General features: G+C 41.8%; 21 protein-coding genes. 1 reads left to right on the plus strand and 20 read right to left on the minus strand.

Features of this window, described 5'->3' with window-relative positions:
* Positions 1–49 precede the first annotated feature (49 nt).
* Positions 50–1165: a 3-isopropylmalate dehydrogenase gene (gene leuB / locus ACW6NC_RS08980; RefSeq protein ID WP_457865367.1), complete on the plus strand. Its 1116-nt coding sequence runs from the start codon at positions 50–52 to the stop codon at positions 1163–1165.
* Between the two features lie 111 nt (positions 1166–1276).
* On the opposite strand, the gene argH is transcribed toward leuB, so the two are convergent.
* The 20 genes from argH to ACW6NC_RS09080 form a co-directional block, all read right to left on the minus strand.
* Positions 1277–2560: an argininosuccinate lyase gene (gene argH, locus ACW6NC_RS08985; RefSeq protein WP_457865368.1), complete on the minus strand. Its 1284-nt coding sequence runs from the start codon at positions 2558–2560 to the stop codon at positions 1277–1279.
* A gap of 63 nt (positions 2561–2623) precedes the next feature.
* Positions 2624–3691: a M20 family metallo-hydrolase gene (locus ACW6NC_RS08990; RefSeq protein WP_457865370.1), complete on the minus strand. Its 1068-nt coding sequence runs from the start codon at positions 3689–3691 to the stop codon at positions 2624–2626.
* Positions 3688–4464 carry an acetylglutamate kinase gene (gene argB / locus ACW6NC_RS08995; RefSeq protein WP_457865371.1) on the minus strand — a complete coding sequence of 259 codons (777 nt, stop codon included), beginning with the start codon at positions 4462–4464 and terminating at the stop codon, positions 3688–3690. Before argB ends, ACW6NC_RS08990 begins: the two co-directional genes overlap by 4 nt.
* 84 nt (positions 4465–4548) lie before the next feature.
* Positions 4549–5523, minus strand: coding sequence for an N-acetylornithine carbamoyltransferase (locus tag ACW6NC_RS09000; protein ID WP_457865372.1), 975 nt, complete (start codon positions 5521–5523; stop codon positions 4549–4551).
* Positions 5524–5609: 86 nt separating this feature from the next.
* Positions 5610–6737: an aspartate aminotransferase family protein gene (locus tag ACW6NC_RS09005; RefSeq protein ID WP_457865374.1), complete on the minus strand. Its 1128-nt coding sequence runs from the start codon at positions 6735–6737 to the stop codon at positions 5610–5612.
* Positions 6738–6739: 2 nt separating this feature from the next.
* Complete coding sequence (gene proC / locus ACW6NC_RS09010; protein ID WP_457865376.1) at positions 6740–7534, minus strand: pyrroline-5-carboxylate reductase; 795 nt, start codon at positions 7532–7534, stop codon at positions 6740–6742.
* A 79-nt stretch (positions 7535–7613) separates the two neighbouring features.
* The gene (gene argC, locus ACW6NC_RS09015; RefSeq protein ID WP_457865378.1) at positions 7614–8576 is read right to left on the minus strand and encodes an N-acetyl-gamma-glutamyl-phosphate reductase; all 963 of its coding nucleotides are present in this window, start codon (positions 8574–8576) and stop codon (positions 7614–7616) included.
* Between the two features lie 2 nt (positions 8577–8578).
* The gene (locus ACW6NC_RS09020) at positions 8579–9760 is read right to left on the minus strand and encodes an argininosuccinate synthase (RefSeq protein ID WP_457865380.1); all 1182 of its coding nucleotides are present in this window, start codon (positions 9758–9760) and stop codon (positions 8579–8581) included.
* Between the two features lie 49 nt (positions 9761–9809).
* Positions 9810–10436 carry a GNAT family N-acetyltransferase gene (locus ACW6NC_RS09025; protein WP_457865382.1) on the minus strand — a complete coding sequence of 209 codons (627 nt, stop codon included), beginning with the start codon at positions 10434–10436 and terminating at the stop codon, positions 9810–9812.
* Positions 10437–10787: 351 nt separating this feature from the next.
* The gene (gene ilvA / locus ACW6NC_RS09030; RefSeq protein ID WP_457865383.1) at positions 10788–12062 is read right to left on the minus strand and encodes a threonine ammonia-lyase IlvA; all 1275 of its coding nucleotides are present in this window, start codon (positions 12060–12062) and stop codon (positions 10788–10790) included.
* A 1-nt stretch (position 12063) separates the two neighbouring features.
* Complete coding sequence (gene ilvC / locus ACW6NC_RS09035; RefSeq protein ID WP_457865385.1) at positions 12064–13539, minus strand: ketol-acid reductoisomerase; 1476 nt, start codon at positions 13537–13539, stop codon at positions 12064–12066.
* A gap of 9 nt (positions 13540–13548) precedes the next feature.
* Entirely contained in the window at positions 13549–14079 is a 531-nt protein-coding gene (gene ilvN / locus ACW6NC_RS09040) for an acetolactate synthase small subunit (RefSeq protein WP_457865386.1), read from the minus strand.
* Positions 14079–15812: a biosynthetic-type acetolactate synthase large subunit gene (gene ilvB, locus ACW6NC_RS09045; RefSeq protein WP_457865387.1), complete on the minus strand. Its 1734-nt coding sequence runs from the start codon at positions 15810–15812 to the stop codon at positions 14079–14081. The genes ilvN and ilvB overlap by 1 nt, the downstream gene beginning before the upstream one ends.
* A gap of 11 nt (positions 15813–15823) precedes the next feature.
* Positions 15824–17497: a dihydroxy-acid dehydratase gene (ilvD, locus tag ACW6NC_RS09050; RefSeq protein ID WP_457865389.1), complete on the minus strand. Its 1674-nt coding sequence runs from the start codon at positions 17495–17497 to the stop codon at positions 15824–15826.
* A 467-nt stretch (positions 17498–17964) separates the two neighbouring features.
* Entirely contained in the window at positions 17965–19494 is a 1530-nt protein-coding gene (locus tag ACW6NC_RS09055) for a bifunctional GNAT family N-acetyltransferase/carbon-nitrogen hydrolase family protein (RefSeq protein ID WP_457865391.1), read from the minus strand.
* A 140-nt stretch (positions 19495–19634) separates the two neighbouring features.
* Positions 19635–20267, minus strand: a complete 633-nt coding sequence (locus ACW6NC_RS09060) for a response regulator transcription factor (RefSeq protein ID WP_457865392.1) — start codon at positions 20265–20267, stop codon at positions 19635–19637.
* Positions 20268–20269: 2 nt separating this feature from the next.
* The gene (locus ACW6NC_RS09065) at positions 20270–21052 is read right to left on the minus strand and encodes a sensor histidine kinase (RefSeq protein WP_457865394.1); all 783 of its coding nucleotides are present in this window, start codon (positions 21050–21052) and stop codon (positions 20270–20272) included.
* Positions 21042–21758, minus strand: coding sequence for a hypothetical protein (locus tag ACW6NC_RS09070; protein ID WP_457865395.1), 717 nt, complete (start codon positions 21756–21758; stop codon positions 21042–21044). The genes ACW6NC_RS09065 and ACW6NC_RS09070 overlap by 11 nt, the downstream gene beginning before the upstream one ends.
* Positions 21758–22144, minus strand: a complete 387-nt coding sequence (locus ACW6NC_RS09075) for a hypothetical protein (protein WP_457865396.1) — start codon at positions 22142–22144, stop codon at positions 21758–21760. Before ACW6NC_RS09075 ends, ACW6NC_RS09070 begins: the two co-directional genes overlap by 1 nt.
* 105 nt (positions 22145–22249) lie before the next feature.
* Positions 22250–23002: a hypothetical protein gene (locus ACW6NC_RS09080; RefSeq protein ID WP_457865398.1), complete on the minus strand. Its 753-nt coding sequence runs from the start codon at positions 23000–23002 to the stop codon at positions 22250–22252.
* Positions 23003–23221 lie beyond the last annotated feature (219 nt).

The following is a 23221-nucleotide window of genomic DNA, read 5'->3' on the forward strand; positions in this document are numbered from 1 at the left end:
AAACTGAAAGACCGGAAGTTATGGAGAAACCACACATAAAGAAGAAAAAATGAAATTAAAAATAGCAGTTTTACCCGGAGACGGGATAGGTCCCGAAATCACACAGCAATCAGTAAAAGTTTTAAAAGCTGTAGCAGATCGTTTTGATCACCACTTTCAGTTTGAAGACGCCCTGGTAGGAGCGGCAGCAATAAATTTGCTGGACAATCCGCTACCTGAAGCTACGCTGGATTTGTGTAAGAATTCTGATGCTGTGTTGTTTGGGGCTATAGGAGATCCAAAATTTGACAATAATCCCGATGCAAAAGTAAGACCTGAGCAGGGCCTTTTACAATTGAGAAAAGGACTCGGACTTTATGCAAACATAAGACCGGTAAAGGCCTATGACAAGCTTATCGCGCAATCACCACTTAAGGAAGACCGCATTTCAGGGGCTGACATGGTGATCTATAGGGAACTTACCGGTGGGATCTATTTTGGGGATAAGCATACTGCAGAAGATGGCCAAAGCGCTACCGATGTTTGTACTTATTCGGTAGAGGAAATCTCCCGGGTGGCTCACCTGGCATTTAAAGCTGCCGAAAAACGTTCCAAAAAACTGACCCTGGTGGATAAAGCCAATGTTCTGGAAACTTCCCGGCTCTGGCGTAAAACGGTCACTGAAATTGGAAAAAAGTATCCAAAAGTGGAGCTGGACTTCCTTTTTGTCGATAATGCCGCCATGCAGATGATCCTTAATCCTACCCAGTTTGATGTGATTCTTACCGAAAATATGTTTGGCGATATTTTATCCGATGAAGCCAGTGTAATTGGAGGTAGCATCGGCCTGCTGGCATCGGCATCGGTAGGAAAAGAAAACGCCATGTTTGAACCCATTCACGGATCTTATCCGCAGGCAACCGGTAAAGGAATTGCAAATCCGGTAGCCTCCATTTTATCCGCTGCGATGCTTTTGGAACATTTCGGACTCACCGAAGAGGCCGAAGCCGTTAAAAAAGCGGTGGAACTAAGTATTAAACTCAATGTTTGTACCATAGATATCAATAAGGACAACCATTATACCACTGAAAAAGTTGGTGACTTCCTTGAGGGACTTATCAGTGAAGTTGATAATATCACCATTAATAACGAAAACTTAAACTTAGGTCAAATGACCATTATCTAAGATTATTTTTCTTCATTTATGTTTTGAACCTCTCGCATTTCGTGTGGTTTTGCGGGAGGTTTTTTTTATTAACTTTTTCAAAGTCGTAAGGCGATTTGGACCTGGATAGGACTATACCCTTATAGCATTGATCTTCTTGCGGATTTCCTCAAGAGCCAGGTTATCCTTACTTCCCAAATGCGAATGCTTTTTTCCCTCAGTAGCCTGGTAGGTTTTTGCCTGAACCTGTTCCCCGATTATTTGATAAGCTTCCCTAAATGATTTGCCCTGTATTACCAGGTCATTGATGCTATCCACGGTAAACAAATATTTATATTTTTCGTCTTCCAGGTCGATATCTTTAACTTTAATTAAAGCGATAGCATGGATCAGAACATCCAGAATTTCTTTGATGTTTTCTACCGAATAAATGCTGTTTTCCTTGATCAGCTGGTAATCCCGGTGATAACCACTTGGTAAATTATTAGTAATGAGAATCATTTCATTGGCAATGCTCTGAAGTTTATTGCATTTTCCACGAACCAATTCAAATACATCCGGATTTTTCTTATGAGGCATGATACTGGAACCCGTAGTGAGTTCATCAGGAAATGTGATAAAATCAAAATTCTGACTCATATACAAACAAATATCCATCGCAAAACGGGAAAGGGTATTGGAAACTGAGGCGATATTGGAAGTCACGGTTCGCTCGCATTTTCCTCTCCCCAATTGAGCAGCCACCACGTTATACTTAAGAGTCGAAAATCCTAATTCTTTGGTGGTAAATTCCCGGTCTATAGGGAAAGAAGAGCCGTAACCAGCTGCAGAACCCAAGGGGTTCTGGTCAACTACCTTTAACCCGGCTTGTAATAAATAAAGATCATCGATTAACAATTCAGCATAGGCTGAAAACCATAACCCAAAACTCGATGGCATGGCTACCTGCAAATGCGTATACCCCGGGAGCAATTTATCCCGGTGTTCTTCTGCAAGTTCTAAAAGCACGGTAATCAATTGCTTTGTTTTATCTGAAATCTCTAGCAGATTCTCCTTAAAATATAACTGCATCGCCACCAAAACCTGGTCGTTTCTGGATCGTGCTGTGTGGATTTTTTTTCCTGTATCCCCCAGGGATTGGGTTAATTCGAATTCAATTTTTGAATGCACATCTTCAAATCCTTCCTCAATTTCAAAGGTGCCATCCTCGAGTTGTTTTTCCAGCTGAGATAGTTCCCTTTCAATATCCTTTACCTCTTGCATGGACAAGATTCCGATTTTCCCCAGCATTTTTGCATGGGCCTTGGAAGCTTTTAGATCGTATTGTGCCAGATGCATATCCAATTCCCGGTCATTGCCTACGGTAAACCTTTCAATCTTTTTGTCAATTGCTAATCCTTTGTCCCAGAGTTTCATAATTTATAATTTTATTTAATCTTTAGACCACCATGGTTTTGGGAACCAAGGCAATCCTAATTCCTATTTACAAGCTTTCTCAAGCAATTTAATATAAGTATCAATCCCTTCGGTTATTTCTCTGACATAAATAAATTCATCGGCGCTGTGTGATCGTGTGGAATCTCCTGGTCCTAATTTCAAGGAAGGACAACTAAGCATGGCCTGATCCGAAAGAGTTGGAGAACCATAGGTTTCCATTCCCAGGTCAAGACCGGCTTTGATCAGCTTATGTTCTTTTATAATTGATGAGGAATTCAGACGCAAGGAACGGGCCTTTATCTCATCTACCGGTGCTTTTTCCTGTAAAATCTGATTGATTTCAGCATTGGAATAGGCGTCGTTGACCCGAACATCGATCACCAAATCGACGTGCCCTGGCACTACATTATGCTGGCTCCCTGCACTAATTTGAGTAACGGTAAGTTTGACTTTTCCCAGAGCCTCGGATTCCTTCGGAAAATCAAAGCTTTCGAACCATTTTAAAGCATCGGCGGTTTTATAAATCGCATTATTATTATTTGGATGCGCTGCATGGGAGGGTGTACCCTTAACTTTGGCATCAAAAACCACAAGGCCTTTTTCCGCTATGGCCAACTGCATCAGGGTAGGTTCTCCTACCAATGCTACATCGATTTTTGGCATTCTTGGCAACAGGCATGCAATCCCGTTTTCTCCGTTAATTTCCTCTTCTGCTGTTCCGGCAAAAATCAAATTATATTTCAAATCTTTAACATGGTAAAACCAGGTAAAGGTGGATAGCAAGGAAACTAGGCAGCCCCCCGCATCATTACTCCCTAAACCAAATAATTTTCCATCCTCTATTTTGGCCTCAAAAGGATCTCGCGTGTATGCGGAGTTCGGCCTAACCGTATCATGATGAGAGTTCAACAACAAACTTGGCTTTGTGGAATCAAAGTATTTGTTGGTAGCCCAAACATTGTTCAAATGCCGGAAAAAGCTCATCTCATTTTTCCTAAACCATTCTTCGAGCAAATTGGCTGTGCTATCTTCCTGGGTAGAAAAAGATTCCGTAGCGATTAGCCTTTTGAGTAAATCTATTGCCTCTTTGTGTAATTCTTGAGGTTTCATAAAGTGGTTATTTTAGTGTGGATCGATTCTTTTTTTAATAACCTGAAATCACCCAGGAATATTTTGTTTACCCCAGCTTCCAGGGCTTCAAAACAGTTATGTAATTTGGGAAGCATCCCCTGGCTTATTACCTTTTCCTCCAGCAACTCCTCATACTTTTCCCTGTTAATTTCTTCTATAACTGAATCATCATCTTGCGGATCGCCTAGAACCCCTTTCTTTTCAAAGCAAAAATAAAGCTCAGTATCATATATTGAGCCCATTGCCTTGGCCAGGGCGGCAGCCACAGAGTCGCCATTAGTATTTAAAAGCAAACCCTCCCGGGTGCAGGAAATCGCTGAGAAAACCGGTATGAGCTCTTGTTTTAAAAGCCCTTGTATAAACTTTGAATTTACCTGCTCCACATCACCTACAAAACCAAAATCTACCTCCCCGACAGGACGTTTCTTTGATACTATACTCATTCCGTCAGCTCCGCACAGTCCGATGGCATTATTAGCCTGCGCTTGAAGTTTAGCTACGATATTTTTACTGATAAGCCCTCCATATACCATGGTAATCACTTTCATGGATTGCGCATCGGTAATGCGACGACCTTCAAACATATGGGTGGGGTAACCGAGTTTTCCTGCAATTTCAGTGGCCAGATTCCCACCGCCGTGAACCAGGATCTTTGGCCCCTCCAAAGCTGCGAAATCCTGGATAAATTCAGCGAATTTAGCCTTATTCTCAATTAACTTCCCTCCTATTTTTACAACCTTTAAAACTTCCATTTTTATTAATTCTTACTTGGTCCCTTTCGACAGCCCCAAAGCTCAATGGCTTATGCCATAGCCCGGGTTTCTTCTGTGATCTGGTTATGCATTTTTTCCTAATTCCCTTGGCATTACCTTCTCCTCTAAAATCCTTTTTAATACTCCCTGCGCAGCAAAGGTCCTGTTTGCGGCCTGCTGGATAACCACGGCATTTTCTGAATCCAGCACCTGATCAGTAATTACCATATTTCGTCTTACCGGTAGACAATGCATAACTTTAGCGTTTCTGGTTAGGCCCAATTTATCGATGCTGAAAGTCCAGTTTTTATCTTCACTAAGTTTCTGTCCATAATTCTCATAACTACTCCAGTTTTTCACATAGACAAAATCGGCATCTTTCAGGGCTTCTTCCTGATTGTGAATTACCGGAACATTTTGAGTGATTTCAGGATTCAAATCGTAACCTTCCGGATTGGTGATCACAAATTCCACATCCATTTTCTGCATTATTTCCGCAAAGGAATTGGGTACGCTTTGAGGCAGGGCCTTAGGGTGCGGCGCCCAACTAAGCACCACCTTCGGCTTACTTCTCTTTCTTAATTCCGTAATGGTCATGGCATCAGCAAGAGCCTGAAGGGGATGCCCTGTTGCACTTTCTAGATTCACTACAGGAACCAAGGCATACTTTTTAAAACTATTGATCACGGCTTCCGCCTGGTCTTTCTCCTTATCCTGCAATTCAGGAAAGGCTCTAACACCAATAATATCGCAGTATTGTGACAAAACCGCCGCGGCTTCCTTGATATGCTCCGCTTTATCACTATCCATTACCACACCATCTTCAAACTCCAGTTTCCAGCTATCGCTACCTGCATTGATAACACTTACCTCCATGCCCAGGTTTTTTGCTGCTTTTTCGGTACTCAAACGGGTTCTCAAACTCGGATTGAAAAACAGCATCCCCATGGTTTTTCCTTTTCCGATTTCCATGGTTGAAGCACCCTTTTTTAATTCCAGAGCTTCTGTGATCAAAGCTTGTAAATCCGTTATATCTGATAATTCTGTGTAATTCTTCATCTTATATTATTTTTCCAGATTTTGTATATTTTATTCAGGGAGCCCCATTAAATATCCGAATTTGGAGAACCTCCCCAGTTTTCCCTCTAATTCAAAGCCACTTTCAAAGCTTGAAATAACTCATCAAAATGTTCCTTGTTCACATTTAAGGGCGGTAAAATCCGGAGTAGCTTTTTGTTGGCAGCCGCACCGGTAAATATCTGATGCTTATACAAAAGGGTTTTTCTTAATTGTGAAATCTCAAAATCGAATTCCAAACCAATCATTAATCCCCGACCTTTGACTTTCTTTATCTGTGGAATTTCCTCCGACTTATTTTTGACATAGTCGAAGAGTTCCCTGGCATTTTTTAGCAGGTTTTCCTTTTCAATTACTTTCAGAACTGAAATCCCTGCGGCACAGGCAAGATGATTGCCACCAAAGGTAGTCCCCAACATACCCGGTTCAGCCTTTATCTCCTTATCGATTAAAATTCCGCCAATCGGAAAGCCATTGCCCATTCCTTTAGCTATGGAAATAATATCAGGACGAATGCCGTGTTTTTGAAAAGCAAAGAAATCTCCGGTTCTTCCATAACCAGATTGCACTTCATCAGCGATTAAAACCGAATCAAACCTTTTACACAATTGGGAGGTTTTCTGATAAAATTCAGTGGATGCTTCCTCTAAGCCCCCGACCCCCTGAATCACCTCGAAAATCACTGCAGCCACATCGCCCTTTTTCAATTCGGTTTCAAGAGCATCGACATCCTCAAAAGCCAGTTTGGTTACCTTATGATGTTGGTTATAAGGCGCTTTGATCTTTTCATTATCCGTGATCGCAACTACTCCTGAAGTCCTTCCATGAAAGGCCTTTTCGAAATAAATAACCCGCTCTTTACCGGTGTGGAAAGAAGCAAGCTTTACGGCATTTTCGTTGGCCTCCGCACCCGAATTACATAAAAACAGGTTATAGTCCGATATGCCAGAAAGCGTTTCCAACCTATCGGCAAGTTCTTGTTGTAAAGGGTTTTTAACCGAATTCGAGTAAAACCCGAGTTCAGCAACCTGGTGGGAAATGGCATTGATGTAGGCCGGGTGAGAATGGCCGATTGCAATTACGGCATGGCCGCCATAAAGATCCAGGTATTTATTTCCTTCCTTATCAAAAATATAAGCTCCCTTTCCCTTGACAGGGCTTATATCATAGAGTGGGTATACATCAAATAAATCCATAATTAGTCAGTTGTAATGGTGTTAATTTTTTTAAATGAAGCCTGAATCCCTTTGATCAAAGAAGAACTAAGTCCGTTATGTTCCATTTCGTTCAAACCTTCGATCGTACAGCCACGTGGGGTGGTCACCTTATCGATTTCTTCTTCCGGGTGGTTGCCGGATTCTATGAGCAGACTCGCGGCACCAAGGCAGGTTTGCATAGAAAGTTCATGAGCGTCTTTGGCATCGAAACCGAGCTGCACAGCACCCTGTGTCGTTGCCCGGATAAGGCGCATCCAGAAAGCAATTCCACTGGCACAAATTACCGTGGCCGCCTGCATTTTGTTTTCCGCAATAATAATACTTGTACCTAGTCGGTTAAAGATAGCCTCTGCAATGGCAATGCGATGGTTTCCTTTTTCGTTACTGCACAGACAGGTCATGGATTTTCCTACGGCAATTGCCGTATTAGGCATTGACCGAATGATAAACTGTTCTTTTCCTACAATGGCTTCCATAGCAGCGATCTTAAAACCGGTAACGGTGGAAATAAGGACATGTTTTTCGGTGAGAAGGTCTTTTATTTCCTCCATTATAGCCTCCATTTGAGTGGGCTGGACGGCAAAAATCAGAATATCGGAATTTTCAACCGCAACCGAATTATCCTTTGTCACCTCAACTTTTGCATATTCCTGAAAGTGTTGAATCTCCTGGGTGTCCCTCTTAGTGAGATACAGGCTCGTATAGGCATTATTAAAGATAAGCCCCTTTGCAATGGAAAGTCCCAGGTTACCAGCTCCAATTATCGCTATTTTCATTTGTCAGATTTTATTTTTTATTTTCTCAGTTTTTCAACTTCAATCGATGTGATCCATGCACGGGCCGATACCCCATTGCTTAAAAATAATTGGCCTTCAGTTGTAAGCCTGCGTTTTCCTCAAATCCAAACATCAAATTCATATTTTGTACAGCCTGGCCTGAAGCTCCTTTCAGCAAGTTATCAATAATGCTGGTTATCAATATATTATCCTTAAACTTCTGTAATTTCAGCAAACATTTATTGGTGTTGACGACCTGTTTTAAATGCAAATCTTCCTCAACTACAAAGGTAAAACGGGCATCTTCATAGGCTTTGGAATAAATAGCTTTAGCCTCCTGGAGGTCTCCCTTAAATTTAGTGTAGGCTGTGGCATGAATTCCCCTGGAAAAATTACCTCGATTGGGAATAAAATTAATCTCCGGCATAGGATCATCCTGCAAGGCTTTGATGCTCTGCCCAATTTCATTCAAATGCTGGTGTTCAAAGGCTTTATAACTGGAGAAGTTATTGTCTCGCCACGAAAAATGGGTAGTTGCCGAAAGTGAGGTTCCTGCACCAGTGGCCCCGGTTACTGCGTTGACATGTAGTGCTTGGGTTAACAAATTTGCCTGGGCAAGTGGTAGAATAGCAAGACTGATTGCTGTAGCAAAACAACCGGGATTTGCGATATAGTTCGCTTTTTGAATTTTTGCTTTATTATATTCAGGCAGGCCGTAGACAAATGAATGCGTCCCATACATTCTGTAATCCGTACTAAGGTCCACAATCTTTGTATGTTGTGAAAACTGGGTTTGAGCCAGAAATTTCTCTGAATTTCCATGTCCCAGGCATAAAAAAACAACATCTACGTTTTTGTTCACCTCCCCGACAAACTGCAAATCGGTTTCTCCAAGTAAATCCTGATGAATTCCGGCAACCGATTTTCCCGGTTGAGAAGTGCTATACACAAAATCCAGTTTCACCTTGGGATGATGAATTAATATCCTTATCAATTCCCCGGCGGTATATCCCGCCCCTCCAATTATTCCAACTGTTTTCATATTCATTTATTTACGTGTTGGTAGATCTTACCTGCATTGGATAAAATCCTGATGAATCCTTTTGCATCATCGGCCGTCCAGGCTTTATTTTCCTCTCCGTAGTTTCCAAAGCTTGAATTCATCAAATCCTTCTGAGATTTTATTCCATCCAGGGTGAATCGGTAAGGATGTAAGGTTACAAAAACCTCTCCACTTACCTGCTCCTGGGAACTTTGCAGGAAAGCCTCCAGGTCTCTCATGACAGGATCAAGATACTGGCCTTCGTGCAAATGCGTTCCGTACCAATTGGCCATATAATCCTTGTGCTGTAGTTGCCATTTACTCAGGTTATGTTTTTCCAGCAAATGATGAGCTTTAATAATAATTAGGGCTGCCCCAGCTTCAAAACCAACTCTTCCTTTTATACCGATAATGGTATCTCCGACATGAATATCCCTGCCAATGGCGTATTTGGAGGCGATCTCTTCGAGAACTTCAATATTCTTCTCCGGGGAATTCTCTTGGCCATTAATCCCAACAAGTTCCCCCTTGTCAAAACGCAAGCTAATCTCCCTTGCCTCTTTTTCCTGAAGTTGCGAAGGATAGGCACTTTCCGGCAAGGCCTTTTCTGAGGTCAGGGTTTCGGCTCCTCCAACACTGGTTCCCCAGAGCCCCTTATTGACCGAATATTTTGATTTCTCCCAATTCATCTCCACGCCCTGCTCTTGTAAATAAGCGATCTCCTCTTGTCGACTAAGCTGCTTATCTCGAATGGGGGTGATGATCTCAATATCCGGGGCCATGATCTGAAAAATCATATCAAATCTAACCTGATCATTCCCGGCGCCGGTACTGCCATGAGCGATATATTTGGCACCGATATCTTTGGCGTAATTTACAATTTCTATGGCCTGTACTATCCTTTCAGCACTAACTGAAAGTGGATAGGTATTGTTCTTCAATACATTCCCAAAGATTAAATACTTCACCACTTTCTGATAAAATGAGGAAACCGCATCGATATTTTTATAGGTCTTTGCCCCTATTTTTTGGGCGTTCTCTCCTATTTTTTTTATTTCTTCCTCCGAGAATCCACCGGTATTGACACTCACGGCATGCACCTCAAAATTCTCTTCTTTAGATAAATATTTTGCGCAGTAAGAAGTATCTAAACCTCCGCTGTATGCAATCACTACTTTTTTCATTTCTTTTAAAAATTAAACCGTAGCGTACTCCTACGATTATACTGATAATCTATTTTTCTTTTTTATAGAACAAAGTCTGTTTTATGCTCTTTAATCTCTTAAATGCCTTACCATTAAAACTTTCCTTCTTTTCTGGCTTTTCCGGCTCCTTTTTTCTCTCAGGATCATACATCATCCCTGTACAAAGACACATTTTACGCTCAGTTCTGGTAAGGATATCGTAATTTTTACAGGTTTGGCACCCTTTCCAAAAAGCATCATCATCGGTAAGTTCAGAAAAGGTAACGGGCTGATACCCCAATTCATAATTTATCTTCATCACGGCGAGTCCCGTGGTAATTCCAAATATTTTTGCATGGGGGTATTTCTTCCTGGAATGCTCAAAGATCACCTCCTTTATGCCTTTAGCCAGTCCCTGGTTCCGATAATCCGGGTGCACAATTAAACCTGAATTTGCCACATACCTTTCGTGGCTCCAGGTTTCGATATAGCAGAAACCGGCAAATTTTTCACCGTCAAGAGCGATCACGGCGTTGCCTTTTTCCATCTTATTGATGATGTATTGTGGTGTTCTTCTGGCGATCCCGGTACCACGGACCTTTGCGGATTCTTCGATAGTATCACAAATGATCCCGGCGTACTGGGAATGGGAATTATTAGCAATGAGTATTTTCACTGGCTAAGAAATTAAGGATGAATTGAAATTAAATTACTTGGTCGCTGATGGGGAACCGGACTCACCTGAGTTCCAATAGAATTACACACGCCAGGGGCGGCGGCGAGTAAAACGGGGGTTCCTTCCCGGAACCATAGTAAATGCAGGATTTTCAGAAAGATTTCTGAAGAAGTCTGAAGTAAATATGTAAAAAAGTTTTTTCAAAATGTGATATTCAAATAATATTAAAAAAGCAGAACAGGTTAATCGCTTAGCAACGGCGAATGCGGCGCAAGCGAGAAACGGGGAATATTATTTGTGTCATTTGTATCACGCTGTAAATGTAATGCATTTTTTTAACCAACAAAAAATTCACACCAAAAATTGAAATAAATTTGGTTTATCATTTAAATATTCCCCATAAAAATTCTTCGCTTTCATCCGGGCTACTAAAGGTTCAAAGTCTACCGGATCATTCAGTTCTATCCCAACAACCGCTGGGCCATTTTCCCGGTGATGTTTCTTTGAGTATTCAAAATGAGTGATATCATCATTAGGTCCCAAAACTTTCGCTACGAATTCCTTCAGGGCTCCGGCCCTTTGTGGAAAGCTTATTACAAAATAATGTTTCAGTCCGGCATATAACAGAGCTCTTTCCTTGATCTCTGCTGTTCTGGTGATATCATTATTGCTGCCACTGACAATACACACAACATTTTTGCCTTTAATATCCTGGGCAAAATAATCCAGGGCAGAAATAGCCATAGCTCCTGCCGGTTCCACAACGATGGCATCCTGATTGTAAAGATCGAGAATGGTTTGACAAATTTTTCCTTCAGGGATGGTGATCATTTTATCGAGATTCTCCTTACATATCGCGAAATTTCTGCTCCCCACCTTTTGCACGGCTGCCCCGTCCACAAAACGTTCAATTTCTCCCAGTTCCACCACTTTCCCCTGTTTCAACGAAGAGGTCATCGATGGCGCTCCTTCAGGTTCTATACCGATTATTTTGGTGTTCGGGGAAAGTTCCTTGAAAACCGAGGAAAGGCCGGCCAGGAGGCCTCCACCTCCTAAGGGTGCAAAGACGTAATCTATAGGTTCACTGGATTGCTCCAGGATCTCCAGTCCGATAGTGGCTTGTCCTTCTATGACTTTCTCATCATCAAAAGGATGTATAAAAACCAAACCATATTTCTCCCGGTGTTGCATCGCATTTTTAAAGGCATCATCGAAGGTATCTCCTTTTAGAATGACTTCAACCCAATCTCCTCCAAACATCCGTGTTTGTTCCACCTTTTGCCGTGGGGTGGTACCGGGCATATATATCACGCCCTTTGCCTGTAGTTTATTACAGGCAAAGGCAACACCCTGTGCGTGATTTCCGGCGCTGGCACAAATCACTCCCTTCTCCAGTTGCTTCTTTGGAAGGCTTGAGATCTTATTGAAAGCCCCCCGAATCTTATAGGAACGTACCTGTTGCAGGTCTTCTCGTTTCAGCAAAATATTTGCTGAGTAGCGATTACTGTAGGTAAAAGAGGGTGCCAGCGGTGTTTTAACCACCACCTTTTTGATTCGCTCCACAGCTTCTTTTACCGATTCGAGACTGGGTTTATAAGTTTTGGTTTCTGCCAGCAAAGTGCTCATCTTATTGGTGTATTTTCTTCATTGCGGTCATCGCCTGTCGTAATGTGGCGCCTACCTTTTCTACGGGGTGATTTCTGATCCCGTCATTTACACTGATCAACTCTTGGTTATCAACCCCGGTATCCTCTGTTCCGTAATTCTGACCTATAACAGCAGGCTCAAGACCACTTACATAGTCTTTCAACAAAGGTTTAGCCGCATGATCAAAGAGGTAACAGCCGTATTCGGCAGTATCTGAAATGATGCGGTTCATTTCATATAATTTTTTCCTTGCAATGGTATTGGCAATAAGGGGAACCTCGTGTAAGGACTCATAATATGCCGATTCCTCGATGATCCCTGCCTCCACCATAGTTTCGAATGCAAGCTCCACGCCTGATTTTACAAAGGCTGTAAGCAGGACGCCTTTATCGAAATATTCCTGTTCACCGATCTTCTCAGAAGTAGCTTCGGTCTTTTCAAAAGCGGTCTTACCGGTTTCTTCGCGCCACTCCAGGAGTTCTTTATCATTGTTTGCCCAGTCCTGCATCATCCTGCTGCTGAAAGCACCCGAAATGATATCATCCATGTGTTTTCTAAAAAGCGGACGCATTTTCTGTTTTAGTTCTTCCGCGATTTCATTGGCTCTTAATTTGGCAGGATTGGACAGGCGGTCCATCATATTGGTAACCCCACCATGCTTTAGAGCTTCGGTAATGGTTTCCCAGCCATACTGAATTAGTTTTGCGGCATATTCCGGTTCAATACCATCGGCCACCATTTTATCAAAGCTCAGAATAGACCCGGTTTGTAATACTCCACAAAGAATGGTTTGTTCTCCCATAAGGTCGGATTTCACTTCCGCTACAAAAGAAGATTCCAGCACTCCAGCCCGATCTCCACCGGTTGCCACAGCATAGGCCTTCGCCCATTCCAAACCTTTACCCGCAGGGTCGTTCTCCGGATGCACCGCTATGAGTGTCGGAACTCCAAAGCCACGTTTGTATTCCTCCCGCACCTCAGTGCCAGGACATTTGGGAGCGACCATAATTACGGTAATGTCTTCCCGAATCTTCATCCCTTCTTCCACGATATTAAATCCATGGGAATAAGAAAGCACTGCATCTTTCTTAATATGAGGTTGGATCGCTTTGATAACCGGAGTATGTTGTTTGTCCGGTGTAAGGTTGATCACAAGGTCAGCCTGCGGAATAAGTTCCTCATAAGTACCAACCTTGAAGTCATTTTCTGTGGCATTTTTATAGGATTGACGTTTCTCACTAATTGCGCCATCTCTAAGGGCGTAGGAAATATCCAAACCGCTATCACGCATATTGAGTCCCTGGTTGAGTCCCTGGGCTCCACAGCCAACAATTACTATTTTTTTGTCTTTTAAGGCAGCTACACCATCCTTGAATTCTTCGGTTTGCATAAAACGACAGGTCCCTAACTGAGCCAGTTGTTCTCTTAATGGCAAGCTGTTAAAATAGTTTGTCATAATTTCTAATTAATTGATTGTATTAAATTTTTCTAATAATCTTGAGATCTGCATCTCTTCTTTGGTTACAGCAATAGTGCCCGAACGCACAAACTGCATCAACCCGTATGGTTTTAGTTTTTCGTATAGACTATCGGTCTCACTGCGCTTCCCGGTTTTTTCTATCACAAAGAATTTTGGGGTTACCGTTACGATTCTGGCGTTGGTTTCCTTGATAAAATCCTGAATGCTCATATCATCCACAAATTCCTGAGAATTCACCTTGTATAAGGCGGTTTCCTGATAGATCATTTCCTGATCGGTATGGTAAAAGGCTTTGATTACCTCTATTTGTTTCTCAATCTGCTTAACGACTTTTTGCACCTGCTCTTCATTAACCTCTACTACGATGATAAAGCGCATCACACCCTCCACCTCGCTTTTGGACACGGTAACACTTTCTATATTGATATGCCTCTTAAGGAAGATCGCAGCAATACGACTCAACAGGCCAACATTGTTTTCGGTATAGATTGAAATTGTATAATTCTTCTTTTCCATTACTCCAATAATATTTCTGAAACTGCCGCCCCGGTTGGAACCATGGGAAATACATTTTCTTCCTGTTCAACTTTTACTTCAAGGAAATAAGCTTCCTTGGATTCCATCATTTCCTTAACAGCCTCTTCGAGTTGAGCCCTTTCGGTAACCTGATTCGTTTTGATATGATAACCTTTGGCAATGGTCACAAAGTCAGGGTTAACCATTTCCGTAGAGGCATAGCGCTTATCAAAGAAAAGCTGTTGCCACTGTCGAACCATACCCAGGAAACCATTGTTGAGGATCACGATCTTCACCGGAGTTTTCGTTTGAAAAATGGTTCCCAATTCCTGGATGGTCATCTGGTATCCGCCGTCTCCAATAACAGCTACGACCTCCCTGTGGGGAACCCCCATTTTTGCTCCAATGGCTGCTGGAAGGGCAAAACCCATAGTACCCAATCCTCCGGAAGTCACCTTACTACGCGTTTGATTAAATTTGGAATACCTGCAGGTCACCATCTGGTGCTGCCCCACATCGGTAACGATCACCGCATCCCCCTTTGAACAGGTATTGATCTGGTCGATCACCTCTGCCATTCCTATTTTCCCTCGTTCGCTGTTAAGGTCATTTTTGATGATCTTTTCAAACTCAATCTTATAAAGATCCTTGAACTGTTGATGCCATGATTTGTGCTCCCTGGCTTCAACAAGATCAAGCAATAAGGCTAAGGTTTTATTGACATTTCCTAAAACAGGGATATCCGCTTTTACATTTTTATCAATCTCAGCAGGGTCTATTTCAAAATGAATCACCTTGGCCTGTTTGGCATATTTATCAAGGTTCCCCGTTACCCGATCGTCAAATCGCATCCCAATGGCAATAAGCACATCGCATTCGTTTGTCAGCATATTAGGAGCGTAATTACCGTGCATTCCTACCATACCAACATTGAGCGGATGATCAGAAGGAAGTGCCGAAAGCCCCAGAATGGTCCAGGCAGTCGGAATTCCGGTTTTATCTACCAATTGCTTCAAAAGTTTTTCTGCACCACCCAGGATGACACCCTGACCAAAAACGATAAAGGGCTTTTTAGCCGAGTTGATGGCCTGGGCAGCTTTTTCAAGCTGAGCCGAACTAATTTCAGGTTCGGGTTTATAGCTGCGAATTCCTGAGCATTTTTTATACTCAAATTCCAGGGAAGCGAATTGAGCATCTTTAGTGATATCGATAAGAACCGGTCCCGGTCTTCCCGACCTGGCAATAAAGAATGCTCTGGCCATTATCTCCGGAATTTCTTCGGCTTTGGTAATCTGGTAATTCCATTTTGTAATTGGGGTAGAGATTCCCACAATATCGGTTTCCTGGAAGGCATCGCTACCCAGCAAATGGGAGCCTACCTGCCCGGTAATGCATACCAGCGGAGTAGAATCTATTTGAGCATCAGCAATCCCTGTAACCAGATTGGTAGCTCCGGGTCCGGAAGTGGCAATAGCCACTCCAACTTTTCCCGTGACCCTGGCATAACCCTGGGCAGCATGAGTAGCGCCCTGCTCGTGACGGGTAAGGACGTGGTGAATCTCATTCTGATATTTATACAATTCGTCATAAACAGGCATTATAGCCCCTCCCGGGTACCCGTAAATGGTTTTTACACCCTCCTCCAATAAACATTTTATCACGGCTTCAGCTCCTGAAACTGTAGGGGTGGCAGGGGTGGCAAGCTTTTCGAAACTAGCTGTTTTTACTTCCATAATTCACCATATTAAAATTCGTCAGTTACGCAGCCCTGTGAAGCTGAAGCAACCGTTCTTGCATATTTATAAAGCACCCCTTTGCTGAATTTAAGCGCGGGAGCTTTCCAGTTTTTCTTTCTTTCTTCTATTTCCTGTTCGGAAAGTGCTACCTCAATCCTGTTGGTTTCTGCATTGATAGTGATCTGGTCTCCATCCTTGATAAAAGCAATAAGGCCACCTTCCTGTGCTTCAGGGGTAATATGCCCTACTACAAAACCATGTGTTCCGCCGGAAAACCTTCCGTCAGTGATCAGGGCCACATCTTTCCCGAGTTTCGCCCCCATGATTGCAGAAGTTGGTTTTAACATCTCGGGCATTCCCGGACCACCTTTAGGACCTTCATATCGTATTACTACCACATCGCCTTTTTTCACCTTCCCTTGAGAAATCCCATCATTAGCGGCATATTCCGAATCAAAAACCCGTGCTTTCCCGGTAAATTCCAGGCCTTCTTTACCAGTGATTTTCGCTACCGACCCCCCTTTGGCCAGGTTGCCATAAAGCACCCGGATATGGCCGGTTTTCTTGACCGGGTTATCCAGATCGTGAATCACATCCTGTCCGGATTCCAGATCAGGAACATTCTCTAAATTTTCTGCTAAACTCTTTCCGGTTACGGTAAGGCACTCTCCATGGAGCATCCCATTGTTTAGCATATATTTTAGGACAGCGGGGATTCCGCCAATTCTGTGAACATCTTCCATGGCATATTTCCCACTGGGTTTGAGGTTAGCTAAAAAAGGCGTGTTATCACAGATTTTCTGAAACTCATCTAGACTAAATTCCACTTCTGCCGCTTTGGCTATAGCCAGAAAATGCAACACAGCATTTGTAGACCCCCCAAGCACAGTAAGAAGCCTGATGGCGTTTTCCAGTGATTTTTTCGTCACGATATCCCGGGGTTTAATATCCTTTTCAAGAAGCAAACGCATTGCTTTTCCGGCTTCAATACTTTCAGTTCTCTTCTCCGATCCAGTAGCTGGGTTGGAAGAGTTATAAGGCAGAGACATTCCTAAAGCCTCAATAGCTGAGGCCATTGTGTTAGCGGTGTACATCCCGCCGCAGGCACCCGCGCCTGGACAGGCTTTTTCAATAATACTTTCGTATTCCTCATTATCGATATCACCCGCTGTCTTGGCGCCCCAGGCTTCAAAAGCAGACACCACGTCCAATTTCTTTCCGTTATGACAACCGGAAGCTATGGTTCCACCATAAACCAAAACAGCCGGACGATTAATACGCAACATCGCCATAAGCGCGCCGGGCATGTTTTTATCACATCCTACTACGGTAACCATTCCATCATAAGACATTGCGTGCACCACGGTTTCCATAGAATCCGCAATGATATCACGAGATGGAAGGGAATATCTCATCCCAGGGGTTCCCATGGAAATTCCATCACTTACGCCAATGGTATTAAATATCAAACCAACCAGTTCTGCATCGGAACAACCCTGTTTTACCAGTTTGGCAAGATCATTAAGATGCATATTACAGGGGTTTCCCTCATAACCTGTACTGGCAATCCCCACAAAAGGTTTTTTAAAATCTTCTTTAGTAAGCCCTATCGCGTGCAACATTGCCTGCGAGGCCGGTTGCGAATCGCTTTGTGTTAAAATTTTACTGTATTTATTAGGCATTGCTTTATTTTCTTTCTTTTATGAAAGATTAAAAGTAGCCTGATAAGATTTTGATCTGAGCTGTTAAGCCCTTGCTTAATTACTTTCAGGATGTTTTATTCAGGTTTAACACCCTGTTAATCAGTGACTTGAACTCAATATAATTACGATAGCTGAAAACAGTGCTTTTTAAGAAAACAATTATAGGCTCTAATTGTACTGAAAAGTACTAAAAACAAGGCCTTTGCAAGATTCTTATTCTTTATTCGCTTATTTTATAAAATGAGATTTTTAAAGAGCAATTAATGAGAAATCGGCAATCCTCCGTATCCCTGGAAGATTTTTAAAGTCCGAAGAAAAATAGGGGTAAAAGAGATGTTTTTCACCTTATCCAAGCCCATGCCCTGGTGTCCTATGCCAGTTGATTTCCCGAGGAATTTTCATAGGGATCAAGGTTAGTAAATCTTCCGAAATTATTTCCTGGAATTCTATTTCTTTTTTTTCAGCGAATAGAGGTCCTTTCGTCGGTCTTTCATATTTCTTACACTCCCGAAATTATGAAGCTCCTTAAGCAGGTCCAGATCAACATCAGCCAGCAGTGTACTTTCTGTATTCGGTGTGGCTTCAGCCTTGATCCCGTTCACCGGAAAAGCAAAGTCTGATGGGGTTAATACCGCGCTTTGGGCATATTGAATATCCATATTATTTACCTTAGGTAAATTCCCCACCGATCCGGCTATGGCGACATAGCATTCATTTTCAACTGCCCTGGCCTGGGCACAGATTTTCACCCGGGAATAACCATTCTGGGTATCGGTCATAAAGGGAACAAAGAGAATATTCATACCTTCTTCAGCAAGAATTCTTGAAACCTCCGGAAATTCTATGTCATAACAAATTAAAACCCCAACCTTTCCGCAATCGGTATCGAAGGTTTGGAGCTTACTCCCCCCTTTCATCCCCCAGGCTGTTTCTTCTGCAGGAGTGATATGCAATTTTTCATAACGCTCGTAAGTTCCATCCCGTCGGCAGAGCCAACCTACATTATACATATGTTCACCGATAACCATAGGCATGCTACCGGAAATGATATTGATATTATAGGTGACCGCGAAATCCCTAAAAGTTTCCAAAAGACGTTCGGTGTATGTGGAAAGTCCGCGAATGGCTTCAGGTTCATTCAAATGATTGTACTCTGCCATTAGCGGGGCATTGAACAGTTCCGGAAAAAGAATAAAATCACTTTGGTAATCGCTAACGGCATCCACAAAGAATTCAATCTGGGAAACAAGGGCATCATAATCCCTGAAAAGCCTCATCTGCCATTGTACTAAACCAAGCCTGACTACGGTTTTCGGAGTGTCTATCAGCTTTTTGGTTTTGGTGTAGTAGATGTTATTCCACTCCATAAGCACCGCATATTCCTTGCTTTCTAAATCACCTGGAAGGTAACCTTTGATCACCTTTTTAACATGAAAATCATTGGATAACTGAAAAGACAGGACTGGGTCATGGATTTCCTGCAATTTTACTTTTTCTATATATTTTTTGGGCGTAAGTTCCTTGGCATATTTGGAAAAGTTTGGAATTCTTCCCCCGAAGACAATTGATTTTAAATTTAGTTGTTCACAGAGTTCTTTCCTGGCCTCATATAAACGCCTGCCCAGGCGCATACCGCGATATTCAGGATGTATAAAAACATCTATCCCATAAAGCACATCGCCATTTTGGGTATGGGTTGAAAAATTCTCCCCGCCAATGATCTCCTCATAGGTATGGTTCTCGTCGAATTTTTTGGAATCTATGATAATTGCCAGTGCACAACCCGCGATTTTATTATCGATCTCAATACAAAACTGTCCCTCAGGAAACTTGTTCACAAGATTCCTGATTTCATCTTTACTCCAATACTCATCGGGCATCTTTTGATAACTCTTTATCATGGATACCTTGAGTTCCTGGTAATCCTTCAGTCTTAGGTTTCGGAGTTCTATTTTAGGTGTTTCATTCACGATCATAAGGTTTTACAGCCAGCGAAGATACTGCGGAAATTAATGCTTTGAAAGCGCTTAATCTTAAAGAAGATCAAAAAATCAAGCCGGATTTCAGAAAATGCTCCCGGGGTCCCTTTGGAAAATCACCTTCCTCCCTGGTCGAGCTATATCAGGTATATTTTATGTTTTATGGCAAATAAGACCAGGCCAATGCGGCTGCGGACATTGAGCTTATTAAAAAGACTTTCCCGGTAACCGTCTATGGTCTTCGGACTTAAATTCATCTCAGCGGCCACTTGTTTGTAGGTCATTTCAGTACAGGCCAGGCTAAGAAATTCCACTTCCCGAGCAGTTAGATTTTCGAAGGATTTTGCCTTCCCGTGGTTCTCTATGGCTTCCGATACCTCATCGGTATAATAATACCCATCCTGGACCACTTGCTTTAAAGCGTAATGAAATTCATCGGGATCAATATCCTTGAGCAAATAGCCGCGGCAGCCTAGTTTGACCATTCTAAAAATGGTTTCTTCATCATCCTCCATGGTCAGGGCCAGCACTTTTTGCTCAGGAAAATTTTCCTTAAGCCAGGCCATAGTTTCAGGCCCATCCATAACCGGCATTTTAATATCCAAAAGGATGACATCCGGTTTGGGACGGTTGGCACCGAAGAAGTCGACAAGTTCCTGGCCATTTTTATATAGCCCGGAAACCTCAAAATTCCCGAAGGAATTTACCAGGTTTTGTAAAGATTTTGCGAATAAATTGTGATCATCAACAATCGCGATGGTATTACTCATAATTATTTTTGCCCCTTTGTTGGATAGGCTAAAGATAAGCAAGTTCCCGTACCTATCGAAGAATCCAGCGAAAACTTAGTGTTAACCAGTAATGCCCTGCTCTCCATATTAAAAAGCCCGGAATTTCTGGCGATATGGTCCTTATCAAAGCCCTTACCGTTATCACAGGCTCTAATCCTTATCTCTTTCGGCTCATAAGCTATATGAACCTCTAACTTTGAGGCCTGTGCATGCTTGATAACATTGGAAAAGAACTCCTGGAGTATTCTAAATAAGATAATGCTGTGTTGCTGCGGAATCTCCTGTTTTTCCCCGGAAACCTCCAGATGGGTTTCAATTACACCCATTCGCTGAAATCTTGCGAGTTCATTTTCAACAGAAGGAATCAACCCGGCATAGCCAATAACCTGATTATTCAATGATTTCGAAAGCGATCGCACCTCCTGAAGGGAACTGGCCACGGTTTCTTTGATTTCCTGGATTGAGGTTTTCCCGGATTCAGGTTGAGTTTTGGCGAATATATTGAGTTGCATGTTGGCCACCGAAAGGAGCTGACCAATATTATCGTGCAACTCCCAGCCCACATCCTTTAAGGTTTGTTCCTGCATTTCGATACGGGAACTGGCTATTTCCCGTTCAAAACGTTGCTGGGTTTCAAACTGTTCCTGTAGCATCTTATTCTTTCGTCTTTGATACACCACAAAAAACACGATCACAAAGGCCGTAAGTAAAAGAATAACAACGATAAAATAGACGATGAGTAAGAGTTCTTCTTTAGAAAGCATTCTTGAAATTCTTTGGGTAAGACTTCTCTTTGTTGGCCAGCCATAAAAAAACACTGCTGTAGGAGCTGTACATAAAGATATTCATTGCGATTAAAACTATACTACTAAGTTCTATGAATTCAGGACTTTTGTTGGTAAAATACCTGTAGTAGATAAAAATAGGGGTTGTGGTTAAAAAATATAATAGCGTTATAATCGAAATATAAAAACTAATCTCTCTTTTAATGCTAAGAATCCTGGAGCTCAATAAAATTTCAAAATAATAATAGAAAATAACTCCTAGAAGCAAAAAACTTCCTCCTACGTAAGTTAGCGAAGAATGGCTTTGAAAAAACACATCTGAAAAAATTAAGTTGACAATACAGACCACGACATAAACCATCAGTATTCTTTCAATAAGTTTGCCTGCGCCCACATTAGATATGTTCGATTTAAAATAAAGGACATATACGACAAAGCTGATAATCGAATAGGGATTATAGAGCCAGAAATTACTGTATAAAAAAGTGCCTTTAAGGAAATGTAAGGGCTCATTCCAGTAGATAATTGTAGGAATTAAAGCTAAAACTTCTACAAAAAAGGTCAGCAACAGAAAATATGAAAAGAAACCGACTGATTTACTGGTCGGTTTCTTTTGGTAATAATAAAGCCCTGAAATAGCGGCAAAGCCTTCGAGTAAAAGTACTAGAAATCTTAGGTCCTGCATTAATAATTGGTTGGAGGATAACCACCGTGGGTCATATTCATGGGTTCTATTTCATAATTATTGGGATCGGAATCCTCCTGGGTACTTTCCTGATCTCCCCCGGCCTCTTTGGTAGGGGCTAAAAACATGGTGGTATAGCCTTTTTCGTTCTTGGTTTTAGGATAAGCACCTAAATAAAAACGAATACCCGGTTTCTCAACCCCCTGTTCTTTGGATTTCTCCCGCACATAATCAAGATATTCCTGTAATTCATCCAGGCTATACCAGAATTCACGGGTATCTTCATAACCCTGTCCCCTTTGTATTTCTCTCCCGCGGGTTCGCACCCATTCGTCTTGTTCCTTGCGTGCATCTTCGACGCTAATGCATTTTTTTGGTGTTTCCATTTTGTTGGTTTTAGCTAGTTTCCTTAAAATTTTGTTAAGTTAAATCTATATAAAGTTTTTGACGTAAACAACTCTTTCTGCAGGAACAACCCAACCTGGTTGACTTTATCCTGTATGCTTGGATTCAATACTTTGCTCTCTTGTTTTATTAAAGATCAGCACCATAAATCCAATGATATACATGCCGTAAAGAAAAATATTGGCATACCTCAAAACAAAAGCAAAAAGGTTAATAAAATCCGGATTGGATTTTGAAAAATAAACCGAATAGATATTCAGAGGCTGAACGATTAAAAAGTGAATCAAAATTGCAGTAAAAACATAGAAAAACATGTTTTTATTAAAATGTAGGATCTTATCACTGGTAAGCAAATCATATAAATAGCCCCCTATACTTATCAAAATCCAAATGGCACCCACCAACAGGATGGGCAGGTTATAAGCCGTAAAAATATCACTGCCCAGAAGGATTAAACTAGCAGCATACAGCAGGTATAATCCAGTAACAATCCTGATTAAGGATTTTAGTTTAGCATTTAGAATTTCCGACTGAATAAAATAGGCATAACACGAGATAAAGTATATCTGTGCTAGATTAAAATACCAGGTATTTCTTGAAAATGAAGAATCCTTCAGAAACGGCGCTGATTGATAATTGTCAAAATACGCCCATAAGGAATAGCCGCCAAAAGTATCTATGAGAAAGACTGACCAGAGAAAATATACAAACAATCTTTTATTTCGCGCCACATTGGGATTTAGTAACAGGAACATACTGCCAGAAAAAGCAGCTAAAAATTCCATTAAAAGGCTTACATAGATTTTATTTTCAATATTGAATTCAAAAAGCTCGTTCAAAAATTTAAATTGTTTAATGAATAACTCTGCACCAATAGACATATTCCACTTCCGAAATATTAAATCTCCTTGTGCCTGTTTAAAATCAGCGGTAGCATTGAAGGTACACACTGTCAAAAAATAAAAAAGTGCCGTCTCGGTTTTTCGGAAAACTAACTACCCTACCAATTAGTCTCCCACCTTAACGACACTTTTTTGCCCCAAAACACTTTAGCTAAC

This window comes from Salegentibacter profundi, assembly GCF_054121475.1.

What these genes read in the sequence shown, in the direction of transcription:
- ACW6NC_RS08990 (WP_457865370.1), bottom strand. Translation starts at nt 3,691, where the DNA reads ATGAAACCTCAAGAATTACACAAAGAGGCAATAGATTTACTCAAAAGG.
- ilvA (WP_457865383.1), bottom strand. Translation starts at nt 12,062, where the DNA reads ATGAGCACTTTGCTGGCAGAAACCAAAACTTATAAACCCAGTCTCGAA.
- ACW6NC_RS09055 (WP_457865391.1), bottom strand. Translation starts at nt 19,494, where the DNA reads ATGATCGTGAATGAAACACCTAAAATAGAACTCCGAAACCTAAGACTG.
- leuB (WP_457865367.1), top strand. Translation starts at nt 50, where the DNA reads ATGAAATTAAAAATAGCAGTTTTACCCGGAGACGGGATAGGTCCCGAA.
- ACW6NC_RS09005 (WP_457865374.1), bottom strand. Translation starts at nt 6,737, where the DNA reads ATGGATTTATTTGATGTATACCCACTCTATGATATAAGCCCTGTCAAG.
- ACW6NC_RS09065 (WP_457865394.1), bottom strand. Translation starts at nt 21,052, where the DNA reads ATGCTTTCTAAAGAAGAACTCTTACTCATCGTCTATTTTATCGTTGTT.
- ACW6NC_RS09000 (WP_457865372.1), bottom strand. Translation starts at nt 5,523, where the DNA reads ATGAAGAATTACACAGAATTATCAGATATAACGGATTTACAAGCTTTG.
- argH (WP_457865368.1), bottom strand. Translation starts at nt 2,560, where the DNA reads ATGAAACTCTGGGACAAAGGATTAGCAATTGACAAAAAGATTGAAAGG.
- ilvB (WP_457865387.1), bottom strand. Translation starts at nt 15,812, where the DNA reads ATGGAAGTAAAAACAGCTAGTTTCGAAAAGCTTGCCACCCCTGCCACC.
- ilvC (WP_457865385.1), bottom strand. Translation starts at nt 13,539, where the DNA reads ATGACAAACTATTTTAACAGCTTGCCATTAAGAGAACAACTGGCTCAG.
- proC (WP_457865376.1), bottom strand. Translation starts at nt 7,534, where the DNA reads ATGAAAATAGCGATAATTGGAGCTGGTAACCTGGGACTTTCCATTGCA.
- ACW6NC_RS09060 (WP_457865392.1), bottom strand. Translation starts at nt 20,267, where the DNA reads ATGAGTAATACCATCGCGATTGTTGATGATCACAATTTATTCGCAAAA.
- ACW6NC_RS09070 (WP_457865395.1), bottom strand. Translation starts at nt 21,758, where the DNA reads ATGCAGGACCTAAGATTTCTAGTACTTTTACTCGAAGGCTTTGCCGCT.
- argB (WP_457865371.1), bottom strand. Translation starts at nt 4,464, where the DNA reads ATGGAAGTTTTAAAGGTTGTAAAAATAGGAGGGAAGTTAATTGAGAAT.
- ACW6NC_RS09075 (WP_457865396.1), bottom strand. Translation starts at nt 22,144, where the DNA reads ATGGAAACACCAAAAAAATGCATTAGCGTCGAAGATGCACGCAAGGAA.
- ilvN (WP_457865386.1), bottom strand. Translation starts at nt 14,079, where the DNA reads ATGGAAAAGAAGAATTATACAATTTCAATCTATACCGAAAACAATGTT.
- ACW6NC_RS09020 (WP_457865380.1), bottom strand. Translation starts at nt 9,760, where the DNA reads ATGAAAAAAGTAGTGATTGCATACAGCGGAGGTTTAGATACTTCTTAC.
- ilvD (WP_457865389.1), bottom strand. Translation starts at nt 17,497, where the DNA reads ATGCCTAATAAATACAGTAAAATTTTAACACAAAGCGATTCGCAACCG.
- argC (WP_457865378.1), bottom strand. Translation starts at nt 8,576, where the DNA reads ATGAAAACAGTTGGAATAATTGGAGGGGCGGGATATACCGCCGGGGAA.